Annotated in this window: 21 protein-coding genes and 1 rRNA gene; 10 read left to right on the top strand and 12 right to left on the bottom strand. The window is 60.0% G+C overall.

The genetic code is table 11. From position 1 onward, the window contains the following. Together BM344_RS13045 and tyrS are read right to left on the bottom strand one after the other, a co-directional pair. A 16S ribosomal RNA gene (locus BM344_RS13045) occupies window positions 1–135 on the bottom strand; the annotation flags it as partial. A 472-nt stretch (window positions 136–607) separates the two neighbouring features. Continuing rightward, window positions 608–1810 carry a tyrosine--tRNA ligase gene (gene tyrS / locus BM344_RS13035; protein ID WP_091991110.1) on the bottom strand — a complete coding sequence of 401 codons (1203 nt, stop codon included), beginning with the start codon at window positions 1808–1810 and terminating at the stop codon, window positions 608–610. Window positions 1811–2114: 304 nt separating this feature from the next. Between tyrS and BM344_RS13030 the strand changes: the two genes are divergently transcribed. Next, window positions 2115–3530 (top strand): OapA family protein, encoded by a 1416-nt coding sequence (locus BM344_RS13030; RefSeq protein ID WP_091990621.1) that lies wholly within the window; start codon window positions 2115–2117, stop codon window positions 3528–3530. A gap of 5 nt (window positions 3531–3535) precedes the next feature. Continuing rightward, the gene (locus BM344_RS13025; protein WP_091990619.1) at window positions 3536–4633 is read left to right on the top strand and encodes an anhydro-N-acetylmuramic acid kinase; all 1098 of its coding nucleotides are present in this window, start codon (window positions 3536–3538) and stop codon (window positions 4631–4633) included. Window positions 4634–4686: 53 nt separating this feature from the next. On the opposite strand, the gene erpA is transcribed toward BM344_RS13025, so the two are convergent. From erpA to argC, 4 genes are all read right to left on the bottom strand, one after another. After that, window positions 4687–5040, bottom strand: a complete 354-nt coding sequence (gene erpA, locus BM344_RS13020; protein WP_091990616.1) for an iron-sulfur cluster insertion protein ErpA — start codon at window positions 5038–5040, stop codon at window positions 4687–4689. Between the two features lie 63 nt (window positions 5041–5103). After that, the gene (locus BM344_RS13015) at window positions 5104–5589 is read right to left on the bottom strand and encodes a bactofilin family protein (protein WP_091990614.1); all 486 of its coding nucleotides are present in this window, start codon (window positions 5587–5589) and stop codon (window positions 5104–5106) included. Window position 5590: 1 nt separating this feature from the next. Further along, window positions 5591–6331 carry a DUF6776 family protein gene (locus BM344_RS13010; RefSeq protein WP_091990611.1) on the bottom strand — a complete coding sequence of 247 codons (741 nt, stop codon included), beginning with the start codon at window positions 6329–6331 and terminating at the stop codon, window positions 5591–5593. Window positions 6332–6348: 17 nt separating this feature from the next. Continuing rightward, window positions 6349–7386 carry an N-acetyl-gamma-glutamyl-phosphate reductase gene (argC, locus tag BM344_RS13005; protein ID WP_091990608.1) on the bottom strand — a complete coding sequence of 346 codons (1038 nt, stop codon included), beginning with the start codon at window positions 7384–7386 and terminating at the stop codon, window positions 6349–6351. A gap of 167 nt (window positions 7387–7553) precedes the next feature. On the opposite strand from argC, the gene BM344_RS13000 reads away from it, so the two are divergent. From BM344_RS13000 to BM344_RS12975, 6 genes are all read left to right on the top strand, one after another. After that, window positions 7554–9329 carry a chloride channel protein gene (locus tag BM344_RS13000; RefSeq protein WP_091990606.1) on the top strand — a complete coding sequence of 592 codons (1776 nt, stop codon included), beginning with the start codon at window positions 7554–7556 and terminating at the stop codon, window positions 9327–9329. Window positions 9330–9332: 3 nt separating this feature from the next. Continuing rightward, the gene (gene hemJ, locus BM344_RS12995) at window positions 9333–9755 is read left to right on the top strand and encodes a protoporphyrinogen oxidase HemJ (RefSeq protein ID WP_091990603.1); all 423 of its coding nucleotides are present in this window, start codon (window positions 9333–9335) and stop codon (window positions 9753–9755) included. A gap of 41 nt (window positions 9756–9796) precedes the next feature. After that, window positions 9797–10555 (top strand): bifunctional hydroxymethylpyrimidine kinase/phosphomethylpyrimidine kinase, encoded by a 759-nt coding sequence (gene thiD, locus BM344_RS12990; protein WP_091990601.1) that lies wholly within the window; start codon window positions 9797–9799, stop codon window positions 10553–10555. Next, a complete protein-coding gene (gene thiE / locus BM344_RS12985; protein ID WP_091990598.1) occupies window positions 10552–11211 on the top strand; it encodes a thiamine phosphate synthase in 660 nt (219 codons plus the stop codon). The genes thiD and thiE overlap by 4 nt, the downstream gene beginning before the upstream one ends. A gap of 15 nt (window positions 11212–11226) precedes the next feature. Further along, the gene (hemL, locus tag BM344_RS12980) at window positions 11227–12507 is read left to right on the top strand and encodes a glutamate-1-semialdehyde 2,1-aminomutase (protein WP_091990595.1); all 1281 of its coding nucleotides are present in this window, start codon (window positions 11227–11229) and stop codon (window positions 12505–12507) included. A gap of 334 nt (window positions 12508–12841) precedes the next feature. Beyond that, window positions 12842–13762 (top strand): lipase family alpha/beta hydrolase, encoded by a 921-nt coding sequence (locus BM344_RS12975; protein ID WP_091990592.1) that lies wholly within the window; start codon window positions 12842–12844, stop codon window positions 13760–13762. 8 nt (window positions 13763–13770) lie between these two features. Here BM344_RS12975 and BM344_RS12970 read toward each other — a convergent pair whose 3' ends face one another. The 4 genes from BM344_RS12970 to BM344_RS12955 are packed head-to-tail and all read right to left on the bottom strand — an operon-like array spanning window position 13771 to window position 16817. After that, a complete protein-coding gene (locus tag BM344_RS12970) occupies window positions 13771–15090 on the bottom strand; it encodes a tetratricopeptide repeat protein (RefSeq protein WP_139229641.1) in 1320 nt (439 codons plus the stop codon). Between the two features lie 59 nt (window positions 15091–15149). Beyond that, complete coding sequence (locus tag BM344_RS12965) at window positions 15150–15536, bottom strand: hypothetical protein (RefSeq protein WP_091990586.1); 387 nt, start codon at window positions 15534–15536, stop codon at window positions 15150–15152. Then, a complete protein-coding gene (locus tag BM344_RS12960; RefSeq protein WP_091990583.1) occupies window positions 15533–16213 on the bottom strand; it encodes an anti-sigma factor family protein in 681 nt (226 codons plus the stop codon). Before BM344_RS12960 ends, BM344_RS12965 begins: the two co-directional genes overlap by 4 nt. A gap of 10 nt (window positions 16214–16223) precedes the next feature. After that, on the bottom strand, window positions 16224–16817 hold the full coding sequence (locus BM344_RS12955; protein ID WP_091990581.1) for an RNA polymerase sigma factor: 594 nt from the start codon (window positions 16815–16817) through the stop codon (window positions 16224–16226). 239 nt (window positions 16818–17056) lie between these two features. On the opposite strand from BM344_RS12955, the gene BM344_RS12950 reads away from it, so the two are divergent. Then, window positions 17057–17986 carry a DUF4382 domain-containing protein gene (locus BM344_RS12950; protein WP_091990578.1) on the top strand — a complete coding sequence of 310 codons (930 nt, stop codon included), beginning with the start codon at window positions 17057–17059 and terminating at the stop codon, window positions 17984–17986. A gap of 57 nt (window positions 17987–18043) precedes the next feature. Here the strand turns inward: BM344_RS12950 and BM344_RS12945 are convergent, their stop codons facing one another. Both BM344_RS12945 and mrcB read right to left on the bottom strand, forming a co-directional pair. Next, window positions 18044–18643, bottom strand: a complete 600-nt coding sequence (locus BM344_RS12945) for a tetratricopeptide repeat protein (RefSeq protein ID WP_091990574.1) — start codon at window positions 18641–18643, stop codon at window positions 18044–18046. Beyond that, on the bottom strand, window positions 18640–20970 hold the full coding sequence (gene mrcB, locus BM344_RS12940; RefSeq protein ID WP_091990571.1) for a penicillin-binding protein 1B: 2331 nt from the start codon (window positions 20968–20970) through the stop codon (window positions 18640–18642). The genes BM344_RS12945 and mrcB overlap by 4 nt, the downstream gene beginning before the upstream one ends. 122 nt (window positions 20971–21092) lie before the next feature. On the opposite strand from mrcB, the gene BM344_RS12935 reads away from it, so the two are divergent. Further along, the gene (locus BM344_RS12935) at window positions 21093–22670 is read left to right on the top strand and encodes a bifunctional aminoglycoside phosphotransferase/ATP-binding protein (RefSeq protein WP_091990568.1); all 1578 of its coding nucleotides are present in this window, start codon (window positions 21093–21095) and stop codon (window positions 22668–22670) included. Window positions 22671–22681 lie beyond the last annotated feature (11 nt).

The raw sequence follows: 22681 nt of genomic DNA, 5'->3' as shown, positions 1-22681 counted from the left end.
GGGCAGATTCCTATGCATTACTCACCCGTCCGCCGCTCGTCAGCAGGGAGCAAGCTCCCCCTGTTACCGCTCGACTTGCATGTGTTAAGCCTGCCGCCAGCGTTCAATCTGAGCCATGATCAAACTCTTCAGTTTAAATCATACAAGAATCCGAAGATTCTCTATTCTTGCTCAAGACAAAACTCAATTTCGACGAGTCACTGTCCTGATATTTCATATCCGAAATACCTCGGCCAGCGCCCACACGAATTACTTGGTTAACTTTTTAAAGAGCGTTGAGCCTCTGCTCAATCAAGGCCGCGTATTCTACATCGTTACGCCGCCTTGTCAACCGTTTATTTCCCGCTGCCTCCCGTCTCCGGAAAGCGCCGGAAAATCACCCGGCTTACTGCTTGTTTCGAGGCGCGCATTCTACAGTGAATCGCTTGCCTGTCAACTGCTTCCTGAAGAAATTAAAAACTCATTTTCTTCAAGACATTCAAACAGTTATCTCTCGATTTTTGCGCCACCTCAGCGGTGCTCCCCTCGAAAGAGATGCGCATTCTACAGAGCTGCCCGAGGGTGTCAACGGCGATTCTGAAAAAATCTCAAAATCGCCCCTAATCGATCAAACAGTGATCAGAACCCGGGCGATCTTCTTCTTGCCCGCCTGGATAACGCACTCATCACCTTCCACAAACACCCGATCGCCTTCGAATTTCTGACCATCGACAAAGACGGCACCGCGACCCAGAACGTCCCTGGCCGCCGCGCCATTCTTTACCAAGCCGGCCAGGCGAAGCACCGCTGCCATCGGAATCTCGGACTGCCCCTCAAGGGACACTTCGACCGTCGGCACGTTTTCGGGGATCTCGCCGAGAGCCACCCGATTACCGGCTGACTTGTGAGCAGTCCTGGCCGCCTCCTCATCATGGAAGCGGGTAATGATTTCCTCCGCGAGCAGTTTTTTGTAGTCCTGAGGATTGGCGCCGCCAGCCACGGCCTTGCGGAATTCGTCTACTTCTGCAAGCGGCCGGAAGCTCAGCAGCTCAAAGTAGCGCCACAGGAGATCATCCGGCATGGACAGTAACTTGGTGTACATTTCGCCAGGCGAATCGTTTACGCCTACATAGTTGCCCAGGGACTTGGACATCTTCTGGACACCATCCAGCCCTTCCAGAATCGGCATCGTCAGTATTACCTGAGGCGACTGACCATAGTGTTTCTGAAGTATGCGCCCCATCAGGAGATTGAACTTCTGGTCGGTGCCGCCCAGCTCAACATCCGCTTCCATGGCGACGGAGTCATACCCCTGGACCAGGGGGTAAAGGAATTCGTGAATGGCAATCGCCTGCTCAGCCCGGTAGCGCTTGGTGAAGTCATCCCGTTCAAGCATTCGGGCAACCGTATACTGACCTGCCAGCTTGATCATATCGGCGGCGCTCATCTTGCTCATCCAGTCGGAGTTGAACATCACGCGCGTTTTCTCGGGATCAAGGATCTTGAACACCTGCTCTTTATAACTGACCGCGTTCTCTGCGACCTGCTGCTCTGTCAAGGGAGGGCGCGTAGCGCTTTTACCGGTAGGATCACCAATCATGCCGGTGAAATCACCAATCAGGAACATAACCTCATGCCCCAGATCCTGAAACTGGCGAAGCTTGTTGATCAGGACGGTGTGGCCAAGGTGCAAATCCGGAGCCGTCGGATCGAACCCCGCCTTGATCCGCAGTGGACGACCTTCCTTCAACTTCTTGATGAGCTCTTCTTCCGGGATGAGCTCGTCTATGCCGCGCTTGATTATCGCCAACGCTTCCTCAATGGATGCCATGAACAACACGTCCCCGTTTTGGTTCTGCAAAGATTCGGTTGGTTACAGAGATCAACAAAAGAAATCTGTGAGTTACCTGCCGCCCTGTTACAGTAAAATGACCAGAATTTGATCAACGCGGATCCGACAGGGCGACGTAGTATACCAATGCCGTCGCCAGAAATCCGGAAGCCGGGGCAGCAACGGTAATGTTCGGCGCTGTCCCGCGCGCTTTTTATACGGTAATCTGTTGGACTATACTTGAACAACAGCTTTAATTAGGTAGTACAACCTACCGGAATGCCGATTAAAACGGGTGCGACACGTGCTGAAAATGTTTCCGAAAACCCACATCACCATTGCTGCCGGAGTAACGGTTGTTGTCACCGCCGCTATTTTGATGAGCCCCAGCAGCAACGTCGAAGCCAAGCGAATGTCTTACGCGCTGGACCTTGAACAGGGCACCGTTTCTTCAACACAGCCGGAGCCAGTTCAGCAGGACACCACCGCAGCTCCGCTGCCCGAGAAGGCCAAAGCAGAACCATCCTCTGCCGAAAACGCGACAAACGAAGTGGCGGTTGCCTCCCCCGTGCAACAAAACGTTGAACCCGACGTACCGGCAGCGCCCAGACTTGAGTGGCAAACCTACGCCATCAAATCCGGGGATACGCTCTCTTCCCTGTTCAAGAAGGCCGGATTCAACGATGGCATCATGCTCTCGGTCATTCACGGCAAGGGCGAAGCAGAAAAGCTGCAGCGCCTGTATGCCGGTGAAACCATTCGCTTCGCCACCACCGAAGACGGCAATCTGGCTGGCGTGGATCTGCAGCGAAACCTGCTTGAAACCCTGAAAATCCGGAAAGAGGGTGACACCTACGCTGGTGAGACAGAGGTACGGAAGCCCGAATCCAGACCCGCGTTTGCGTCCGGCACCATCGATGGCTCACTTTATCTGGCCGCCCGGGAAGCAGGCCTGAACGATCGCCTCACAATGGAACTGGCCGGCATTTTCGGTTGGGATATCGACTTTGTATACGACGTGCGCAAAGGCGACCAGTTTGAAGTTGTATACGAAGAGCTCTACCTGGACGGCGAAAAGTTCGACACCGGACGCATCCTGTCGGCCCGCTTCGTTAATCGCGGCGAAGAGAACATTGCCCTTCTTTACACCGACAGCAATGGCGACAGCGATTACTACGCGCCGAACGGCAAGAGCATGCGCAAAGCGTTTCTACGCACTCCCATCAACGCCCGGGTTTCCTCTCCCTTCAACCTTCAGCGCCGCCACCCGGTACTGGATGTCGTTCGCCCTCACGAAGGCACTGACTACGCAGCGCCTCCCGGAACCCCAATCAAGGCCGCTGGTTCAGGTCGGGTGAAGTTTGCCGGGTGGAAAGGCGGTTACGGTCGCACCGTTATTCTCCAGCATGGCGACAACATCACCACCCTTTATGCCCATATGAGCCGATTGGGCAAAGGCATCAAGAACGGCACACGGGTAAAGCAGGGCCAGACTATCGGCCACGTGGGCTCATCCGGAATGGTCACCGGCCCCCACCTGCACTACGAGTTCAGACTGAACGGAGCGCCGCGCAATTCCAGAACCGTAAAACTGCCAGACGCCAAGCCGATTCCCTCCGCGGAGATGGCCCGCTTCAAGAAGTTCACAGAGCAGCGACTGGCCCAGTTCGACGTGTTCCGGGAGAGCTACCAGCAGCTGGCCCTGGCGACAGACGACTGACGATCATGGAAGCCTGGATCGGGCTCATGTCCGGCACCAGCATGGATGGCATTGATGCCGTGCTGGTGTCCTTCAATGGCCAGCACAGCCGGATCATCAGCTCACACACCGAGCCCTATCCGGACTCGGTCAGGCACCGACTGCTTTCGGCCAGCCAGAACCAGGCCGCTCCCGATGAACTGGGCGAACTGGACACCCTGACAGGAAGCCTTTTCGCACAGGCGGCTGCTGAGGTCATCCGTAAAGGTGAGATCTCACCCTCGTCGGTCAGAGCCATTGGCAGCCACGGCCAGACCATACGGCACCAGCCCTCAGGCGCCTCGCCCTTCACCATCCAGATCGGCAATCCGGCCCTCATTTCGGAGGCCACCGGCATTACCACGGTGGCGGACTTCCGTAGACGGGATATGGCGTCCGGCGGACAGGGCGCCCCCCTGGTACCCGCGTTCCACAAGGCCTTTTTCCGCTCGGACTCCGAGGATCGCTGCCTTCTGAACCTGGGCGGTATCGCCAACATTACCTGGTTACCGGCAGACCCTGAATTGCCGGTGGTCGGTTTCGATACCGGCCCCGCCAACGCTCTGATGGATGCCTGGTGCCTCGACCAGACCGGCCTGCCATTCGATTCGGAAGGGCATTGGGCAAAAGAGGGAAACGTGGACAATGACCTGCTGAATGACATGTTGTCGGACGCTTACTTCCTGCGAAAGCCTCCGAAAAGCACAGGCAAAGAGCGCTTCAATCTGGATTGGGTGAAAACCCTCGCCAACAGACACCCCGACACTCGGGCCGAAGACATCCAGCGAACCCTGCTACAGCTCACCGTCGCAAGCGTCGCCAATCAGTTGCCCAAACAAAGCGGCTTTCGCCTATATGTCTGCGGAGGTGGAGCCCGGAACCCGGTGCTTATGGAAGAGCTTGGCAAAGCGCTGCCTGATACCCGTTTGACTCTTACGTCAGAACTGGGGCTGGACCCACAACTGGTTGAGCCGGTGGCCTTTGCCTGGTTAGCAAAGCGGGCCCTGGAAGGACAGCCCGGGAACCTGCCAGACGTTACCGGAGCTGCCGGCCCCAGGATTCTTGGAGCGATCTACCCGGCGTGATTGCAAAAGAATAGGTTGAAACAGGGCGGGTGGCCTCGCCACCCGAGGGGGGATCAGATGGAGAAGGAACTGCCGCAGCCACATGTGGAGCTGGCGTTGGGATTCTGGACCACAAACTGTGAGCCCTGGAGACCTTCCTGATAGTCGATGGTTGCTCCAACCAGATACTGGTAACTCATCGGATCAACCAGAAGAGACACTCCATCACGCTCAACGACTGTGTCTTCCTCATCCTGGGCCTCATCAAACGAAAAGCCATACTGGAATCCGGAACAACCACCGCCGGTCACGAACACCCGGAGCTTGAGATTGGCGTTCTCTTCCTCCTCGATCAGCTCACGGACCTTGGCAACGGCGCTGTCACTGAAGAACAGCGGTGTCGCTATCTGTTGCTGGACTGCACTCAAGTCTGCCTCCGGAAATTCGCCAACTGTCTGACCGATTATGTTATTCCTGACCAAAACAATCAACTATTCGGACTTTCCACCATCCAGCGACGCATCGGAACCCACCGGCTCGGAATGATCGGTCGTTGATTGCTCCGCACGCTCGGCCCGGGAACGATCCTGGCCGATCAGGCCTACCGGCTCCCGCTGATGAACCAGGTTGCCATTGACAGAGGCACCCATAGCCATTTCAATCAGGTTGTAGTAGACACTGCCATTTATGGACGCCTTTTCCGCCAGCTCAAGATGAGCCGAGGCGTAGACATCCCCGTGCACAGTGCCGTTGATGATCACGTGGGGCGCGTTAATGTCTCCGGTGACCTCACCAACTTCTGACACTCTCAGTACCGCATCCGCGCCTTCATCGGCAATCACCTTGCCACGAATTCGACCGTCTACATGCAGGCCGCCGGAAAAGTGGACATCGCCCTCGACCGTGGTCCGGGAGGAGATCAGGGTGTCAAAGTGGCCGGCTGGGCGGCGCGGCTTCTGTTTCTTTTTGCCAAGCATGTCAGTTCTCCGTTAATTGATCCCAGCGAAAGGTCCGCTCGGCCTGTGAGGATTTTTGCCCCTCCGCCTGGGCTACCACCTGTATTTCGATCGGCTCGAAGTCTTCCGGCAAAACCAGGGAACCCTCAACGTCCTGGAAGTACCGGAACCGGAACTTCACACCAAGATCCTCAATGTCTTCGGAAAGGTCTCTCAACGCGATGACCTCTTTTTCCTCATCTCTCAGTCCGATGACGTTTACCGCCACCACACCGGAGATGTAGCTCTTGTTATTACCAACCTGGGTCAGCACCAGTTTGAAGTCGTAGGCATCCTGGGCCCGATCGAACGCCAGTGTGAGGCTGTCCACCTGTAGCCCCTTGCTGGTCTCCGAGGGCGCCATGATGTTCCGGTAAAAGGTAAGGTCTGACTGCAGGGAAACGATCCGGGTTTCCAGCTCCACGATGGTTCGGCGCGCCTGATTCAGCGCCTGCTCATCAATGGCCTTACCCCGCTCCAGATTGATCAGTTGCTGCCGGGCCTCGCGGAATTCCTCGCGCAGGTTTTCCACTTCGTCCTCCAGCGCCCGATTCGATTCCTGCGTACTGGAGAACCGGAACCCGCCCTGGGCAAGACCCGTGGCGTAACCTGCCGCCGCGGCAACGAGGGTAAAAATCAGCAGAATCGCCGTCCGGCGAATCCGGTGCCCGGGGCGGTGGCGAACCACCACATATTCTTCGGCCGGCTTTCGCTGCTCACTCACAGTGGTGCCTTCAAGCCTTACGGCAACAGCGCCGGGGCATCAAGCCCCAGAGTTTCACCCAGCCCGAACATGATGTTCATGTTCTGAACCGCCTGGCCCGCAGCGCCCTTCACCAGGTTATCAATAACCGACGAAACAATAACAATATTGCTCTGCTCCTGCCTGTGCAGCGCCATACGACACATGTTGGCACCCCGAACACTTCGGGTTTCCGGATGACTGCCGAACGGCATCACATCCACAAACGGCTCATCCCGGAAGCGCTCCTCGAAGATGGACTGCAGCTGCGCAAAATCCGCCGATTCTTTGAGCTCCGCGTACAGCGTAGCTTCAATGCCCCGGATCATCGGGATCAGGTGCGGCACGAAGGTAACACCAACGTCGCCGCCAGCAGCCCCAACGAGGCCCTGCCGAATTTCGGGCAAGTGACGATGACCGGACGCTCCGTAGGCCTTGAAGCTCTCACCGATCTCGCCGTGCAGCATGCCGATCTTGCCCTGACGACCGGCACCGCTGGCTCCGGATTTTGCATCGGCAATCAGCCGGGCGGGATCCACCAGACCCTTCTCAAGCAGAGGCAGCAAACCAAGCTGCACGGCTGTGGGGTAACATCCAGGGTTGGCCACAAGCTGCGCACTGCGGATGGCCTCACGGGCGACCTCCGGCAGGCCATACACGGCTTTTTCTGCCCACTCGGGACTTTCATGGGCCATGCCATACCAGTGTGCCCAGACATCCAGATCCTTCAGGCGGAAATCCGCAGACAGATCCACAACACGCACACCGGCCGCCATCAGTTCCGGCACCATTCGCATGGCAACACCGTGGGGTGTAGCGAAAAATACCAGATCGCAGGCGCTCAGTACCGCACTGTCCGGCTCGGAAAACGCCAGGTCATAATGCCCGCGCAGGTTCGGATACATGTCGGCCACCGGCAAGCCGGCTTCCGACCGCGAGGTTATGCAACTGACTGTCACTTCAGGGTGAACCGCCAGAATTCTGAGCAGCTCCACACCGGTGTAGCCGGTGCCGCCAACGATGCCTACTTTTACCACCTTACTCTCCAGCGACGTGATATCGGATATTTAAGCTTTCTGGGCGTAGTCTATCATGATAAACCAACGACTTATTGCAGCCCTCCCGGCGACCGTTACAATGTTGACAGAAACGCTCTGTCTGTCACTCATTCGCCGTTTACAAACGTCACCGGAACGCCGGCCTCATGCGCAAAATCTGGCACCAGATAACCGAGCAACTGATCCCAGTCTTTCGCCGCAGACTGTCCGGTGTCGACGCCCTGCCGCAACTGGCGGTGCTTGGTCTCCTCTCCGGCCTGATCACCGGCGCCGTGATCCTTGTTTTTCGTCTGGCCATCGAGTGGCCGCTGGAACATTTCCTGCCTGGCGAGGGATCGGAATCCTTTGAAAGTCTGGATATGCTTACCCGGGGACTCCTGCCGCTGGCCGGCGCCCTGGGATTAGGGCTGCTGTTGCACAGGCTGGCACCCCACAATCGCAAGGTGGGCATTGTGCATGTCATGGAGCGGCTGAACTATCACCAGGGCTACATCTCGTTCCGCAGTGCCATGGTGCAATTCGTCTCCGGTGTAGCCACGGTCACAAGCGGCCAGTCGGCGGGGCGGGAAGGGCCCGCCGTGCATCTTGGAGCGGCTTTCTCAAGCCTGATGGGGCAATGGATGCGGCTGCCGAACAACAGCATACGCACCCTGGTGGCCTGTGGCTGTGCCGCCGCCATTTCCGCCTCGTTCAACACGCCGATATCGGGCGTGATCTTTGCGATGGAGGTGGTGATGATGGAATACACCATTGCCGGCTTCACCCCTATTATCCTCGCTGCTGTCAGCGCCGCGATCGTCACCCAGGCGGTCTATGGCGCGGAGCCGGCCTTCAGTGTGCCTGCCCTGACCATGAACTCGCTGCTCGAGATTCCCTGGATCCTGGCTATCGCCGTTATTGTCGGGATCGCCGCCGCCCTGTTTATCCATCTGGTGGACAGCATGGGCAAACACCACCACCGCCCGGTACTGCTGCGGATCGCGGTTGCCGGCTTGCTGATGGTGCCTTTTGCCATTCTGATTCCGGAAACCATGGGCATCGGGTACGACACGGTCAATGAAACCATCAACGGCCAGCTTGGTTTCTGGCTACTGCTCGGCGCGGGCGTCGCAAAGTTGCTGATTACGTCCCTGACAATCGGGCTGGGCATGCCAAGCGGGGTAATCGGCCCCACCCTGTTCATGGGCGCCACACTGGGCGGCGCCATGGGGCTGATCGGCGCCCAGATTGCCCCGGAACATGCGTCGTCGGTAGGCTTCTATGCCATGCTCGGGATGGGCGCGATGATGGGCGCGGTGTTACAGGCTCCCCTGGCGGCTTTGATGGCGCTGATGGAATTGACCCGCAACCCGAACATCATCCTGCCGGGCATGCTGATCATCACCATTTCCAGCCTGGTGACGAGCGAGGCCTTCGGCAAGCGCTCATTGTTCCTGACAATCCTCAAGAACCAGGGGCTCAGCTACCAGAACTCCCCGGTGATTCAGGCCCTGCGCCGGGTCTCGGTGGGTGCCATCATGGACCGAAGCATCCTGCGCACCGAGCGCCACCTCAGCGTTGAGGAGGCCCGAAAGGTGCTGAAATCCGAACCCAAATGGCTGGTGGTCGAAGGCAGCAACGGACCGACGGCACTCCTGCCTGCGGTAGATCTTGCGCGCTACCTCGAAGACACCGAAAAACTGGTCACCGAAAAGGAGATGGAGGCGCCGACCGACATCGACCTAATGGACATCCCCGCCAACCGTCGCGATGTGGCGCCGGTGCAATACCAGGCCACCCTCGAGGAAGCGCTCAACGAATTCGATGCAACCAATGCCGAGGCCCTTTACGTACAAAGGGCTGTTGCCCCCATGATCCAGCGGGTCTATGGCGTGGTGTTGAAGTCCGACATTGAAAGCTACTACCAATACCGACGGAGTTGATGAATGCTTTGGGTGAAAGCCTTTCACATTATTTCGATGGTGTGCTGGTTCGCCGGCCTGTTCTACCTGCCGCGACTGTTCGTTTACCACGCGGCCTGCGAAGATCAACCCGGACGGGAACGCTTCAAAATCATGGAACGCAAGCTTTACCGGGGCATCACCACCCCTTCCATGGTGGCCACCGTGGTCTTCGGCGCCTGGCTGATCGGCTACAATGTGTCCGGCTATTTCAGCCAGGGCTGGCTGCACGCCAAACTGGCCCTGGTGGTCCTGCTGGTTATCTACCACTTTTATTGTGGTCACCTGGTCAAGGTTTTCCGGGACGACCGGAACACCCGCAGCCACATTTTCTACCGGTGGTTCAATGAACTTCCGGTCCTCGTGCTTCTGGCGGTGGTCATCCTTGCCGTTGTCAAACCTTTCTGAGGAGCTGAGCTATCAAACGTTACACCCGACCCCAGGTACTGATCCTTTCCGGCCTTGACCCTTCCGGAGGCGCCGGTATACAGGCAGACATCCAGGCAGTCACGTCCCTTGGTTGTCACCCACTGCCGGTACTGACCTGCCTGACGGTACAGGACACCCGCAACGTGTATGGCGCCGAAGCGGTCTCGGCAGAGCTCATTCGCCAGCAGCTACAGTGCCTTGCCGAGGACACCCCCATTCATGCGGTGAAAACCGGGGCACTGGGCAACGCGGCGGTGGTCGACGTGCTGGTGGAATTCATGGCGGAACGCCGCGACCTACCATTGATCACCGATCCGGTCATCAAGGCGGCGGGCGGTGGCGACCTGGCCGACGACGAACTGATTGCCGCCATGAAAGAGCGGCTGTTCCCTCTGGCCGAGATGATCACCCCGAACGGCATCGAGCTTGCGATGCTCGGTGGCAGCGACAATCCCGACCAGGCGGCGGCAAACCTCATGACCAGCGGCTGCGATTCGGTGCTGGCTACCGGCGGCCACGGTGAGGGCATTCACATTATCAACACACTCTACAACCACGGCCCAGAACCCATGCGCTGGGAAATCGAGCGGATTGGCGGAGAGTACCACGGTACCGGCTGCACATTAGCCGCCGCCATTGCTGCCGGAAGGGCCTGCGGCCTGTCCCGGAGAGCCGCCATATCCCAGGCCCAGAATTACGTTCACCGGGCCATCCTGCACGCGCTCGAAGTGGGCAAGGGGCAACCGGTGCCGGACCGGGGCATCCCATGGGAGCGATGACCAAGGGGCTGCGCCCGGGACTCTATGGCATCACCGACAGCACGCTGACCCCCCCGGATCGCCTGCTTGGCTCGGTGGAAGCTGCCCTGCGTGGCGGCGCTGTCATGATACAATACCGGGAAAAGCAGGCGCCGCTGGCCGAGAAACTGGCACAGGCCCGCAGCCTTCAGAGCCTCTGCAACACTGTTGGCGTGCCGCTGCTGATCAACGACGACCCGGAACTGGCAAAGCGGGTCGGGGCAGCCGGCGTCCATGTCGGACAGGGCGATACGTCGGTCAACGAAGCTCGCCGGATACTGGGTGAACAGGCGATTATCGGCATCACCTGCCACGCCGATCTGGCCCTGGCCCGCTCCGGCGTGGATCAGGGCGCCGACTACCTGGCCTTTGGCCGGTTTTTTAACTCGTCCACCAAACCCGGGGCACCGGCGGCCTCACTCTCGGTGCTCACCGAAGCCCGACATTTCGAGCTGCCGTTGACCGCCATTGGCGGGGTAACAACAGACAACGGCGAAGACCTTATCCTTGCCGGGGCCGATATGCTGGCGGTGGTGGGCGGTCTGTTTGGCGGCAGCGACGAAGACATAGAGCGTCGAGCACGCAGATTTGCGCGAATATTCCAGGATCACCATCCACTTTTTTCACTCCCGCACTAACAGGAGCCCAGACTCATGACGCACTCCGAAACCCTGTTCGAACAGGCCCAGAAATACATTCCCGGCGGTGTGAACTCGCCGGTTCGGGCCTTTCGTGGTGTCGGTGGCACGCCCATTTTCTTCAAGCACGCCCAGGGTGCCTACCTGTACGACGAAGACGACAAGCGCTACATCGATTACATCGGCTCCTGGGGGCCCATGATCCTTGGCCATGGCGACCAGCGCATCAAGGATGCCCTGCATGCCCAGGTGGATCTTGGCGTTGGCTACGGCGCGCCCACGGCTATCGAAACCGAAATGGCCAAAAAGGTGTGCGAACTGGTCCCGTCCATTGAGCTCGTGCGCATGGTGAATTCCGGCACCGAAGCCACCATGAGCACCATCCGCCTGGCCCGTGGCTACACCGGCCGCGACAAGATCGTGAAATTCGAAGGCTGCTATCACGGACACGTGGATTCGCTGCTGGTCAAAGCCGGTTCGGGTGCGCTGACCCTGGGCGTACCGAACTCTCCCGGCATTCCTGCCAGCCTCGCCGAGCACACCATCACACTGACCTATAACGACATCGACAGTGTGCGGGAAACCTTCAAAACCATGGGCGACCAGATTGCAGCCATCATTGTCGAACCAGTGGCCGGGAACATGAACTGCATCCCGCCGGTGCCGGGCTTCCTCGAAGGCCTGCGGGAAGTGTGCGATGAACACGGCACCGTGCTGATTTTCGACGAAGTAATGACCGGCTTCCGGGTATCCCTTGGCGGCGCTCAGGGCCTGTATGGTGTAACACCCGACCTCACGGCGCTGGGCAAGGTCATTGGTGGCGGCCTGCCTGTGGGTGCCTTCGGCGGCAAACGGTCGATCATGGAACACATCGCGCCACTGGGCCCCGTGTACCAGGCCGGCACCCTGAGTGGTAACCCGCTGGCTATGTGCGCCGGGCTGACCACACTGAACGCCATTTCCGAGCCGGGCTTCCATGACCGGTTGACCGAGAAAACCAACGCTGTGGCCCAGGGCCTGAAAGAAGCGGCAGACGCCACCGGTATTCCGCTGACCGTCCAGGGTGCCGGTGCCATGTTCGGCTTTTTCTTCACGGAAGAGCCCTCCGTGACGCGATTCGATCAGGTGATGGCCTGCGATATCGAACGGTTCAAGAAATTCTTCCAGGGCATGCTGAAGGAAGGCGTGTACCTCGCCCCATCGGCGTTCGAGGCCGGATTCACCACCGCGGCGCTGTCCGATGACGACATCGCTCACACCATCGCGGCTGCGAAGAACGTCATGGCAACCCTCTGACCACTCGGGGCCTGCGGCTTTGTTCGCAGGCCCCGCGGGGCACCACCTGTCTTGCGGGGCCATCTAAGTGAACGCGGTCACACTTTGGCAGGGAAACACCCCCTGTTCCCTCGAATGCCGTTGACTTGGCGAGGCACCTGGACAAATGTTAGACACATCTCTTGCGAGATGCTCTGACGGCCGCAATCTAACAAACACAAGAACCAAGTCAGCGCACGGAAGCACTCAGCCGGCCTTAGGGCCTGCGCAGTATGAGAACGAAGTCTCTGGAGCAACCCGTTAGGTTGAGCCGCAGTTTGAATAACAAACACAAGATCAAACTGTAGGAACGACAATGAAACTCTGGATCCAAGCAATGGCCCTGGCCCTGACTGTGGCCTGGTCCGCGCCCTCCGCCGCCTGGTGGTGGGACTCTACGCCCTCAAACTACACCGACACCCGATACCCGATTGTGCTCGTACACGGCATGTTCGGTTTCGACTCCATTGCCGGCGTCGACTACTGGTATGGCATTGCCAGCGACCTGCGCAAATACGGCGCCGATGTCTACACCACACAGGTGCCCGCCCTGGACAGCACCATCGCCCGCGGCGAAGCTCTGCTGCCTCAGATCCAGACCATCGCTGCCGTACATGGCAAGGTGAATCTGGTTGGCCACAGCCACGGCGGACCAACCGCGCGCTACATTGCTCGTGTGCGGCCTGATCTGGTGGCCTCGGTCACTTCGGTGGGCTCCCCGCACAAGGGCTCTCCGGTGGCGGATCTGATCTACGGCTCCCCGGCCGAGAGCCTGGCCGCGAGCCTCGGCGACGCGCTGGGCGGACTGATTGATCTTCTGTCCGGTGGTGGTTACGACCAGGACCTTCGCTCCAGCCTGTACTCGCTGACGACCGAGGGCAGCGCCGAATTCAACCGCTTTGCGCCCGCTGGCGTTCCCCAAACAGCCTGTGGTGAGGGCGCTTACGCCGCCAACGGGGTCCGCTTCTATTCCTGGGGTGGCACCGGAGTTCTTACCAACGTGCTGGATCCCTCAGACGCCCTGCTCGGCACCACCAGCCTCGCCTTTGGCTTCAGCCAGAACGACGGGCTGGTTGGCCGCTGCAGCAACCACTTCGGCGACGTTATCCGGGACAATTACTTCATGAACCACCTGGATGAGGTGAACCAGGCACTGGGCCTGCACAGCCTGTTCGAAACCGATCCCAAAGCCGTGTTCAAACAGCACGCCAACCGGTTGAGGAATGCCGGACTCTAGGCTCGGCGCTAGAGTGAGCCTTCAACAGAGAGCATGAGCGTCTGGCGCTGATAATCGTACTGCGCCAGACTGCTCTGGTTCTCAAGGATCCGCCACTCCGCCCGCACCAGCCACCGGGCATCCAGCGAACGCTCCAGCACAACGCCGGCCTCGAACCGGTTGTCCCGTCTCGTCCCACTCTCGCCCACCGATTCCGGAACTCTGTGAGGATCCACGTAGCGACTGTGGCGGAAAGCCCCCAGCCCCCCAATATTGACGCCGCGATCTACCGCGTAGAGTACCGTCATTTCCAGGCCATGGCGGGTGGGCGAGACACTGACAAAGCCGTTCGTGGTCTGCATGTCACGACGACGATTGATCTCCAGTTGATAGTCACCCTCGATTCGCCACTGCTGAACGTAGCGCAGGGCGTCCAGATGCAGGCGATAGACCTGGCCGTCGTAGGCCTCGAAGTCAGGCCCGCCAGTCACCTGGGCGGCGCTAACAAAGAGTCTGCACCGGTCTATGGTCCGCGCCACCGAACAAAAATCCCAGTCCCGAAAGCCCTCAAGGCCCACTCGCCGCTCGAAGCGTTCGCCATCGAACCAGGACTGGGCCAGCGCGAACCTGGCGCCGAGCTCGCCAGTATCCAGCTTTTCCGACCACCCGAATCGCCCCTGCAGAACCCGGGAATCGTAATTGTCCTGGGAAGGATGCCTGCGGGCGAAGGCCGCCGCGTCGAGCGTCAGCAGAGAATCTGCACCGGCCTGGAATGCCAGACTCCCCGCCGCGAGAGCCTCCGTGAAAAACCCGCCCTCGCTGGAGGCGCTGGCATCCGGCAAACCGGCAATATTGGAGTCGTAACCGCCTGAAACGGCGAGATAGCCACGGCTGTCCGGCGTGGGTGCGGGTGCGGCCTGAGGTTCAGCCAGCCGGGTGAGCTGCGTCTGTGACAACACCCTGAGTTTCTCCGGGGCATTGTCCGCAGCAGCCGACTGCTCGAACCATCGCCTCGCAGATTCGGGGTTGTCGCGGGCCAACTCAATCAGGCCAAGGTTATAGCGGGCAAGCGCATCATCGGGGCCCGACAGCAGCTGCCGGAACGCATAATCTGCGGCGTCAAGATCGCCCAGCTGGTAGCAGGCTACGCCCAGGTTGTAGAACAGGGAAGGAGAGGAAAGACCGGCTGCCGCCGCTTGTTCAAACAGCTGGCGGGCAGCGGACGGGTTGCCCTTCTGGTACTGCTGGATACCCTCAAGAAAGAGATCCTTGCCGACTTCGTGCCCGGCTCCGAAGAGGACCTGAGGAATCGACAGGCAAAACCAAAGCGGCAGGGCTCTCCAACGCACCAGCAACGTCACTCTCCGGATTGAACATCAGGGAATACGACTGACGCGCTGGCCGGGGCTTAGCGATCCCTTCCCGGGGTCTCGGGCAGCTCCGGTTTTTGCGGTCGGTCGGGCGCTTCGGGCCTGCCGGGCACGCCCTGGCTCAGATCCCTCGACTCTCGGGCCCGCTCCGACATCTCCTTGCCGAAGGCTCGCCCTCGCTCGCGGGCTTGCTCTGCAGCATCAAGACCACGAGAGTCTCCGTCTGCATTACCGCGCACCCCGGGGCTGCTGTCAAGTCGGGGCAATTCAAGTTCACGCACCACCGACTCGCTCAGTTCCGCGTCGTCAGTCACCATGCGCATGGTAACATCAAGATCCTCGCTGGCGAGCACCGTTGCCGGAATTGTGGCTAGCGTCAAAGTCCCGACCAAGGTCAGGGCGCGGCCATAACGACAGTGTTTCATGATCCTGAATCCTCAGGGTAAGGCTCCGGGTAACGAGGTATCGGTGCCCGGAATGTTTTCTGTCGGTCCCCTGCATCCAGGCGGGCAACCAGCTCGCCATTACCGGGGAACAGCAGCTTAAGGGGCAATGCCAGAACGTTTTCGCCCTTATCCAGGCTGACCTGCCAGCTCAGCTCCCGACGACCTGGCCATGCGGCCACTTCAACATTGGGCGGCAACTCCAGGGTCAAGGTGACATTCTCAAGCGCTTCGGCGGATCGGAAGGCTAGACGCACGGTTTTCTCAACGGGCGCGGCTACGGCTTCCACCTGTTTCGGTGCCGTGGTGGCAACAGGGCTTGAGCTTTGGTTGAGGCCCGAACCGAAAAACAGGCCCAGGCCGAGACCGAACACCAGAGCCGCGGCAATAGCGCCGCCGACCGCCGTGGAATGCCAACCGACCGCGCGCCCATGGGTACTACCGTGGGCCGCCGCCAGGACTCTGGCCTGAAAGCCTTCAGAAGCCGCCGGCACCGCATACCGCTCCTGTAACGCGGCATCAAGGGTGCGCTCGGAGGCCAGGGCTGCGCGGCACTCAGCACAACCGGCCAGATGCTGCTCGACCCTGCGCGCGTCAGTGGGAGGCAGTTCCCGGTGCAGATAGCCATGCAGGCTGGTTTGAATATCAGTACAGGTCATCGCGTTTACCTCAATCTCCCAGACCTACACGCCCGTCAAGGGGGGGCGGTTCCACCTCATGACGAAGTTTATTCCGAAGTGCCGAACGACAGCGGTGTAACCGGGATTTGATCGTACCCTCCGGCACATCCAACACCTCTGCAATGTCCTCAACCCGCCAACCATCGACGTCATGAAGCAGCAGCATGGTTCGATGGTCCGGCGGCAACCCGGCCAGAACGGCATCAAGCATCGGGCCAAGACGCGCCTGCTCCAGATGCAGGTCAGGCCCGGCCTGATCGCTTTCCAGGCTGTCGAACCAGTCCGACTGGTCTTCCGGCCCGACAAACTCGGTGAGCGGCCGATCCAGCTGCCGTCCCTTGCGGCGCACCTGATCGATGAATTGCCGGTAGAGAACCCGATTGAGCCAGGGTCGCAACTGCTCAACACCCTCCAACTCCTCCAGCCGGGGGTAGAGCTTGATCACCACATCCTGGACCAGATCTTCCGCGTCCTGCTGCTGCCCCGCCAGCCGGAAGGCAAAACGGTACAGGGCGTCCAGATGGGGCTGGACCAACACGTCGAATCGTCGCGCTCTGGAGGATTTGAAAGGAAATATTGCCAAAGCCGTGGTCTACCTGCGTGGTTTGAATCAAACGGCCGAGTTTATACCAGACCAACGGGTGGATGCATGCGGCACGAAGGCGCACACCCGATTGCGGCGTTCCCTGCCGTTACCGGCAGATGAGCAAACGTTAACAAAATTTCCGGAACGCTGCCCCCACCGCAAGCGTTGTGGGGGAGTAAGCCAGCCATTTTCATCTTTTAGCGCTGGCACACCCAGAGAAAGCCATGGAGGTTTGTATGAAACGTTCGATCCGATTGTTCACGATTTCGGCCCTGGCTGCAGGCGTTGCGGCTTGTGGTGGGGGCGGTTCAGGTTCAGGCTCGGGATCTACCGGAACGGTCTCATTCGGAGTCACCGATGCACCGGCCACGGATCTCAGTAATGTCACCATTGCCTTCACCGAATTGCGATTGAAACCCGAGAACGGCAACTGGATTGAATTTTCGGTGGATGGGTTTGAGCAGATTAACCTGCTGGACCTTCAGGGTGGCCTGACCGAGCCACTGATCACGGATGAAGAGGTGCCGGCAGGCAACTATACCGAGTTGCGGCTGATTATCGACACTGAGAATTCATTTGTGAAAAAAGAGTCCACTGCGGATGCGCAGTACACCCTGGCGGTTCCTTCCGGGGAGCAGAGCGGCCTCAAGTTGAAAGGTGACTTCCTGGTTGCGGCTGACACCACCACAAACTTCACCATCGACTTCGATGTTCGCAAGTCCATCGTAGACCCACAGGGCAATGCGCTCGCCGACTTCATGTTGAAGCCGTCTCTCCGTCTGGTGAACAACCTCGAGGTGGGCTCCATCAGCGGGCAGGTAGATGTCGCCCAGATCAACTCCACGCGCAGTGCAAACGAAGCTCTCGCCAATTGCGAATATGATGGCTCCGTGTACGTATACGACGGTGCAGACGTCACACCATCAGATCTGAACGTAAACAATGAGGAAGGCAATCCGCTGATGGTCGTCCCAGTGGAGGCGGACCCGGATTCCGTGTTCTACAACTACACCGCAGCGTTCCTCCCGGCAGGCGACTACACCATCGCCTACAGCTGTCAGGACGACAACAACGAACAGGATGACGACATTGAGTTCGACGGCGAGCAGAACGTAACCGTTGTTGCCAACGAGACAACCGAAGCGGAAACCATTCCTCTTCAGTGATCGCCTCCAGCCTGCCCCCTCCGATGCGGGAGGGGGCGCCTGGCGACCGGCTCTGTCTTAAAGCGCAGCCGCCCTCGCCTCAGCCTGATCCGCCCCGGCCACGTTGCCACGGGCCCTGCGAATATCCGCCAACAACAACCATCCCGCCCGTTGCAGGCGCACGTCATTCCCCGCCAGAGACAGGCCCTTCAGGGTGAACTGCTCGGCCGTGCCAAGCTGATTGTCCGCGACATAGGCCTCGGAGAGCTTGAAATACACCTCCGCCGAGCGCGGGGCAATGCGCTGGGCCCGCTCCAGACGGGCGATGGCAGCCGGGGTATCGCCCTGGGCCAGCAACCGCTCCGCTTCGCGAACCAGGCTCAGGGCTGCGGGAGAAAGGCTGTCCCCGCTCTCCCGGTAACTCGGTCCGGAAGCACCGGCCGACTCTCTGGGTTCGGGTACCGGTTCCGCCTCCGGCTGTTCGCTCTTGCGCCAGACCGGAGCCTCGTCTCGGGCGCCGTCGTCGGACGTTCTGGGCGGCTCAGGCGCCTTGGCGGGTTCTCCGCCCACCGGTACGTAGATACCGCCACCGGGCCCGCTGGCACAGCCGGCAAGGCCCAGCGCCGCTGCCAGTGCCGCGGCAATGAGGGGAATGCGCGATGCAGGTCTTTCAATCATTGGAACAGTCCTTCAAACCAGCCCCGGATTCTGCGCTCAAGGGTTCCGGAGCATGAGATTGTCTGTGTGGGCTCGCTGCCCGCAATGAAAGGCAGCAGCCGGGCATTATCGCAGTATTCGTCGGTCAGCGCCTGGCGCCGGGAATTCACCCAGTGGTAGTTCACGCCATCCGGCACCACCGGTGAGAAGCCGTGCTGGGGCACCTGCGCCATGAAGCGCGACCACACCGGCAGGGCGCCACTGGCGCCAGTCAGCGACGTTGGCCCATTATCATCACGCCCCACCCAGGCAACCGCAAGCAGATCGCCGCTGAAACCGGCGAACCAGGAATCCCGGCCATCGTCGGTGGTGCCGGTCTTCCCTGCAAGCGTCAGTTCCTCGGGCACCGTGTAGTATGCCGAACGCCCGGTTCCTTCCTGCATGGTCTCCTGCATGGCGTACTGGACCAGATGCACGGCCGACGGATCGGCGACCTGCTCGACTTCCAGGCTGTACCGGGAAAGCGCCTGCCCCCGGGCGTCGGTGACTTCACGAATGGTGCGAAGCGGCGTGTTGAAGCCCGAAGTCGCCAGTCCCTGGTAGATCTGGGCAACGGTAACCGGGCTCATGGATACCGACCCGAGCAGCATTGACGGGTATTGCGAGATGGGCGAATCGACACCGAACGCCGTCAGGGTATCGCGCACCACATCAACGCCGATATCGAGCCCAACGCGCACCGCCGGGAGGTTGTAGGAGTGTGAAAGCGCCTCGTGCAAAGGCACATCACCGCGTTCCTCCCCATCGTAGTTCTTCGGCTGCCAGCGGCGACCGTCATCGAATTCCAGGGTAAAGCTCTTGTCCTGCACCGGTGTTATCAGGGTATAACGGTCCGGCTGCTGCAGGGCCGAGAGGTAGATAAAGGGCTTGATCAGAGAACCAATGGGTCTCTGCGCATCCAGGGCCCGGTTGAAGCCCGCGTATTGCGGTTCCTTGCCACCCACCAATGCCAGCACCTCGCCGGAATCCTTTGCGGTCACCACCAGCGCGGCTTCCAGCGACTTGCCCGCCTCTCCTGCACCGAGGCGCGGCACAGTCTGGGATACGGCAAATTCGGCGGCATACTGGATGGCCGGGTTGAGCGTGGTAAAGATTCTCAGCCCCTCACTCTGCAGGTCTTCCTGACGGTAATCCCGGGCCAGGTGCCGACGTACCAGGTCGATATAGGCAGGATAGCGGTTCTCGGAATAGGATGGCCGCTCGCTAACCCCCAATGGCAGCCCCCGGGCCCGAGCCGCTCGCCCCGGCTCGATCAGCCCGGCCTGTTCCATTTCCGAAATCACCAGGTTGCGACGCTCGGTAGCCCGCTCGGGGTGCCGGCGCGGATTGTAGTAGCTGGGCCCCTTCACCATGCCCACGAGGAGTGCAATCTGATGCACCTCCAGATCTCTGAGCGACTCTCCGAAGAAAAACTGACTGGCCAGGCCAAAACCGTGGATGCTGCGGGTGCCGGCCTGTCCCAGATACACTTCGTTCAGGTAGGTTTCGAGGATGTCGTCTTTCTCGTAATGCAGCTCCAGAAGCAGCGACATGAGGGCCTCGTTGCCCTTGCGCAGCAGAGTCTGCTCGCGACTCAGAAACAGGTTCTTCACCAACTGCTGGGTCAGGGTGCTGCCGCCCTGGACGATCCGGCCGGCGCGGATGTTGGCCAGCATGGCCCGACCGATAGACAGGGGGGCGATGCCGTGATGGTCGTAGAAATTCCGGTCCTCGATGGCCATCAGGGTTGCCGGCAGCAGGGCCGGCACCTCGTCGAGCTGCACTAGTATGCGATCTTCCCGGTGGGCCGGGTAGATGCCGCCAATCTGCGCCGGCTCCAGACGCACGATGGGGGAAGGTTCGCCCTGAACCACGGAAAACTGCTGCACCCGGTCGCCGGCAATGGTCAGCGACAGCCTGCGCTTCGGCTCTTCGCCATCAGGAAACACGAAACCCCGCGTGTTGATCACAAACCGACCGCCGCTACGCTGATAACTGCCCGCTTCGGAACCGCCCGCCTTGCGGTAACCGGACAATTCCAGTTCACGCTCCAGGCCGCTGGCGCTGACGCTGGCGCCGTCAAACAGTTCAAGGGGCCGGGCATACACGCGGGACGGTACTTCAAAGCGACGCCCTTCAAAACGGTCGGTCACCACGGCATCCAGGTAGACCATCCAGCCGGCCAGCAGCACCAGGCCTATGGCGCCCAGCCGGAGCAGCAACCGCCAGATCCACGGGCGGCGACCATTGCCGGAGGACCTGCGGGACGATTTCTTTCGGGGGGTTGGTGTTGAGCGCGATTTTTTCATGGCAGGGATTATAACGAAGGGAGCGGGCGGGAAGGCAGGCCAACTGTGTGTTATTTCTGTAATCTGCCCGTTATGATAGGGCAAGAAAAATCAATGGGTTCAGGGAACACGAGGAGCACAACGTGAGTGAGACATCCCCAGGCAATCTGGTTCGGGCACTGCAGAATCCGGATCTGTACGACCACCCGGTGTCCGGATTCCGGGTCATCGAAACTCACATCTCCCAGGTGATCCTCACCGGCGACTACGCCTACAAGATCAAGAAGCCCATGAATTTCGGCTTTCTGAATTTTTCCACGCTCGAGCGCCGCAAACATTTTTGTGAGGAAGAGCTGCGATTGAATCGCAGGCTCGCCGAGAAACTCTATCTGGAAGTTCTGCCCATTACCGGCACCCCGGAAAGCCCGGTGCTCGGCGGCAACGGCGAGGCGTTCGAGTACGCCATCCGGATGCGCCAGTTTGACCAGAACCAGCTGTTCGACCGGCTGCAGGAAAACGGCGATCTCGCTCCCGAGCTGCTCACCAGTCTGGCGCGCCAGGTAGCGGCCTTCCACCAGCAGTTGCCGCCGGTTGCCGAAGACAAGCCGCTGGGCACACCGGAAGCGGTGTTTGCGGCCATGCAGGAGAACTTCGACCAGATCCGGCCGCTAATCAGCGACACCGATCTGCTTGCGCAGCTCGACAACCTGCAGGCCTGGACCGAATCCACCTTCGAGCGCCACCGGGATCTGATTGCCAAGCGCCGGGCCAATGGCCTGGTGCGGGAATGCCACGGCGACCTGCACCTGGCGAACATTACCCGCTTTGAAGGCCAGGTAACCGTCTTCGACTGCATCGAGTTCAACGAACCGTTCCGGTGGATTGATGTGATCAACGACCTGGCGTTCCTGCTCATGGATCTGGAATTCCGGGGTGAGAACGCGCTGGCCAATCTGGTTCTGAATACTTACCTCGAGTACCGGGACGACTTCGAGGCGCTGCCGTTGCTACCCCTGTACAAGGCCTATCGGGCCATGGTTCGAGCCAAGATCGCGCTGTTCACCATGGGCAACCCGGAACTGAGCGATTCCGAGAAAGAAGCGCTGATGCAGCGCTACCGCGCCTACGCCCAGCTGGCAGAAGACTACGGCAGCATTCCCAATCACTATCTGTTGGCAACCACCGGCCTCTCTGCCAGTGGCAAGACCTGCGTCAGCGCGGCCATGGCCGGCGAGCTGGGTCTGATTCGCCTGCGTTCCGATGTCGAACGCAAGCGCCTGCACGGGCTTGCCCCGCTGGATAGCTCCCGGTCGCCAACCGGCGGCAACCTCTACACCGAGGAAGCCAACGAAAAAACCTATCAGCGCCTGGCCGATCTGGCCGGACAGGTTCTGGCGGCCGGCTTTCCGGTGATTGTCGACGCCGCCAGTCTGAAGCAGAAGGAGCGGGCCCTGCTGGCCAGCGTGGCGGAGGCCCAGGGCCTGCCGTTTACCCTGATCCACTGCGAGGCGCCGGAGGCCCTGCGCCGGGAGTGGATCCGCAAGCGCCAGGACGATGCCTCGGAAGCCACCGAGGAGTTGCTGGACGCCCAGCAAAGCTGGTTCGAGCCACTGACCGCCGAAGAAAAGACCCACACCGTCCACCTGCATACGGATCAGGAACATGTGGCTGAAGCCGTGGCAGACCGGATCCGGCAGCACCTGGGCATCAATCCCGGCTAGAATAACAACAG

The sequence above is a fragment of the Marinobacter gudaonensis genome, assembly GCF_900115175.1.
Taxonomy (GTDB): domain Bacteria; phylum Pseudomonadota; class Gammaproteobacteria; order Pseudomonadales; family Oleiphilaceae; genus Marinobacter; species Marinobacter gudaonensis.
This window is presented reverse-complemented; position numbering and strand designations above follow the sequence as displayed.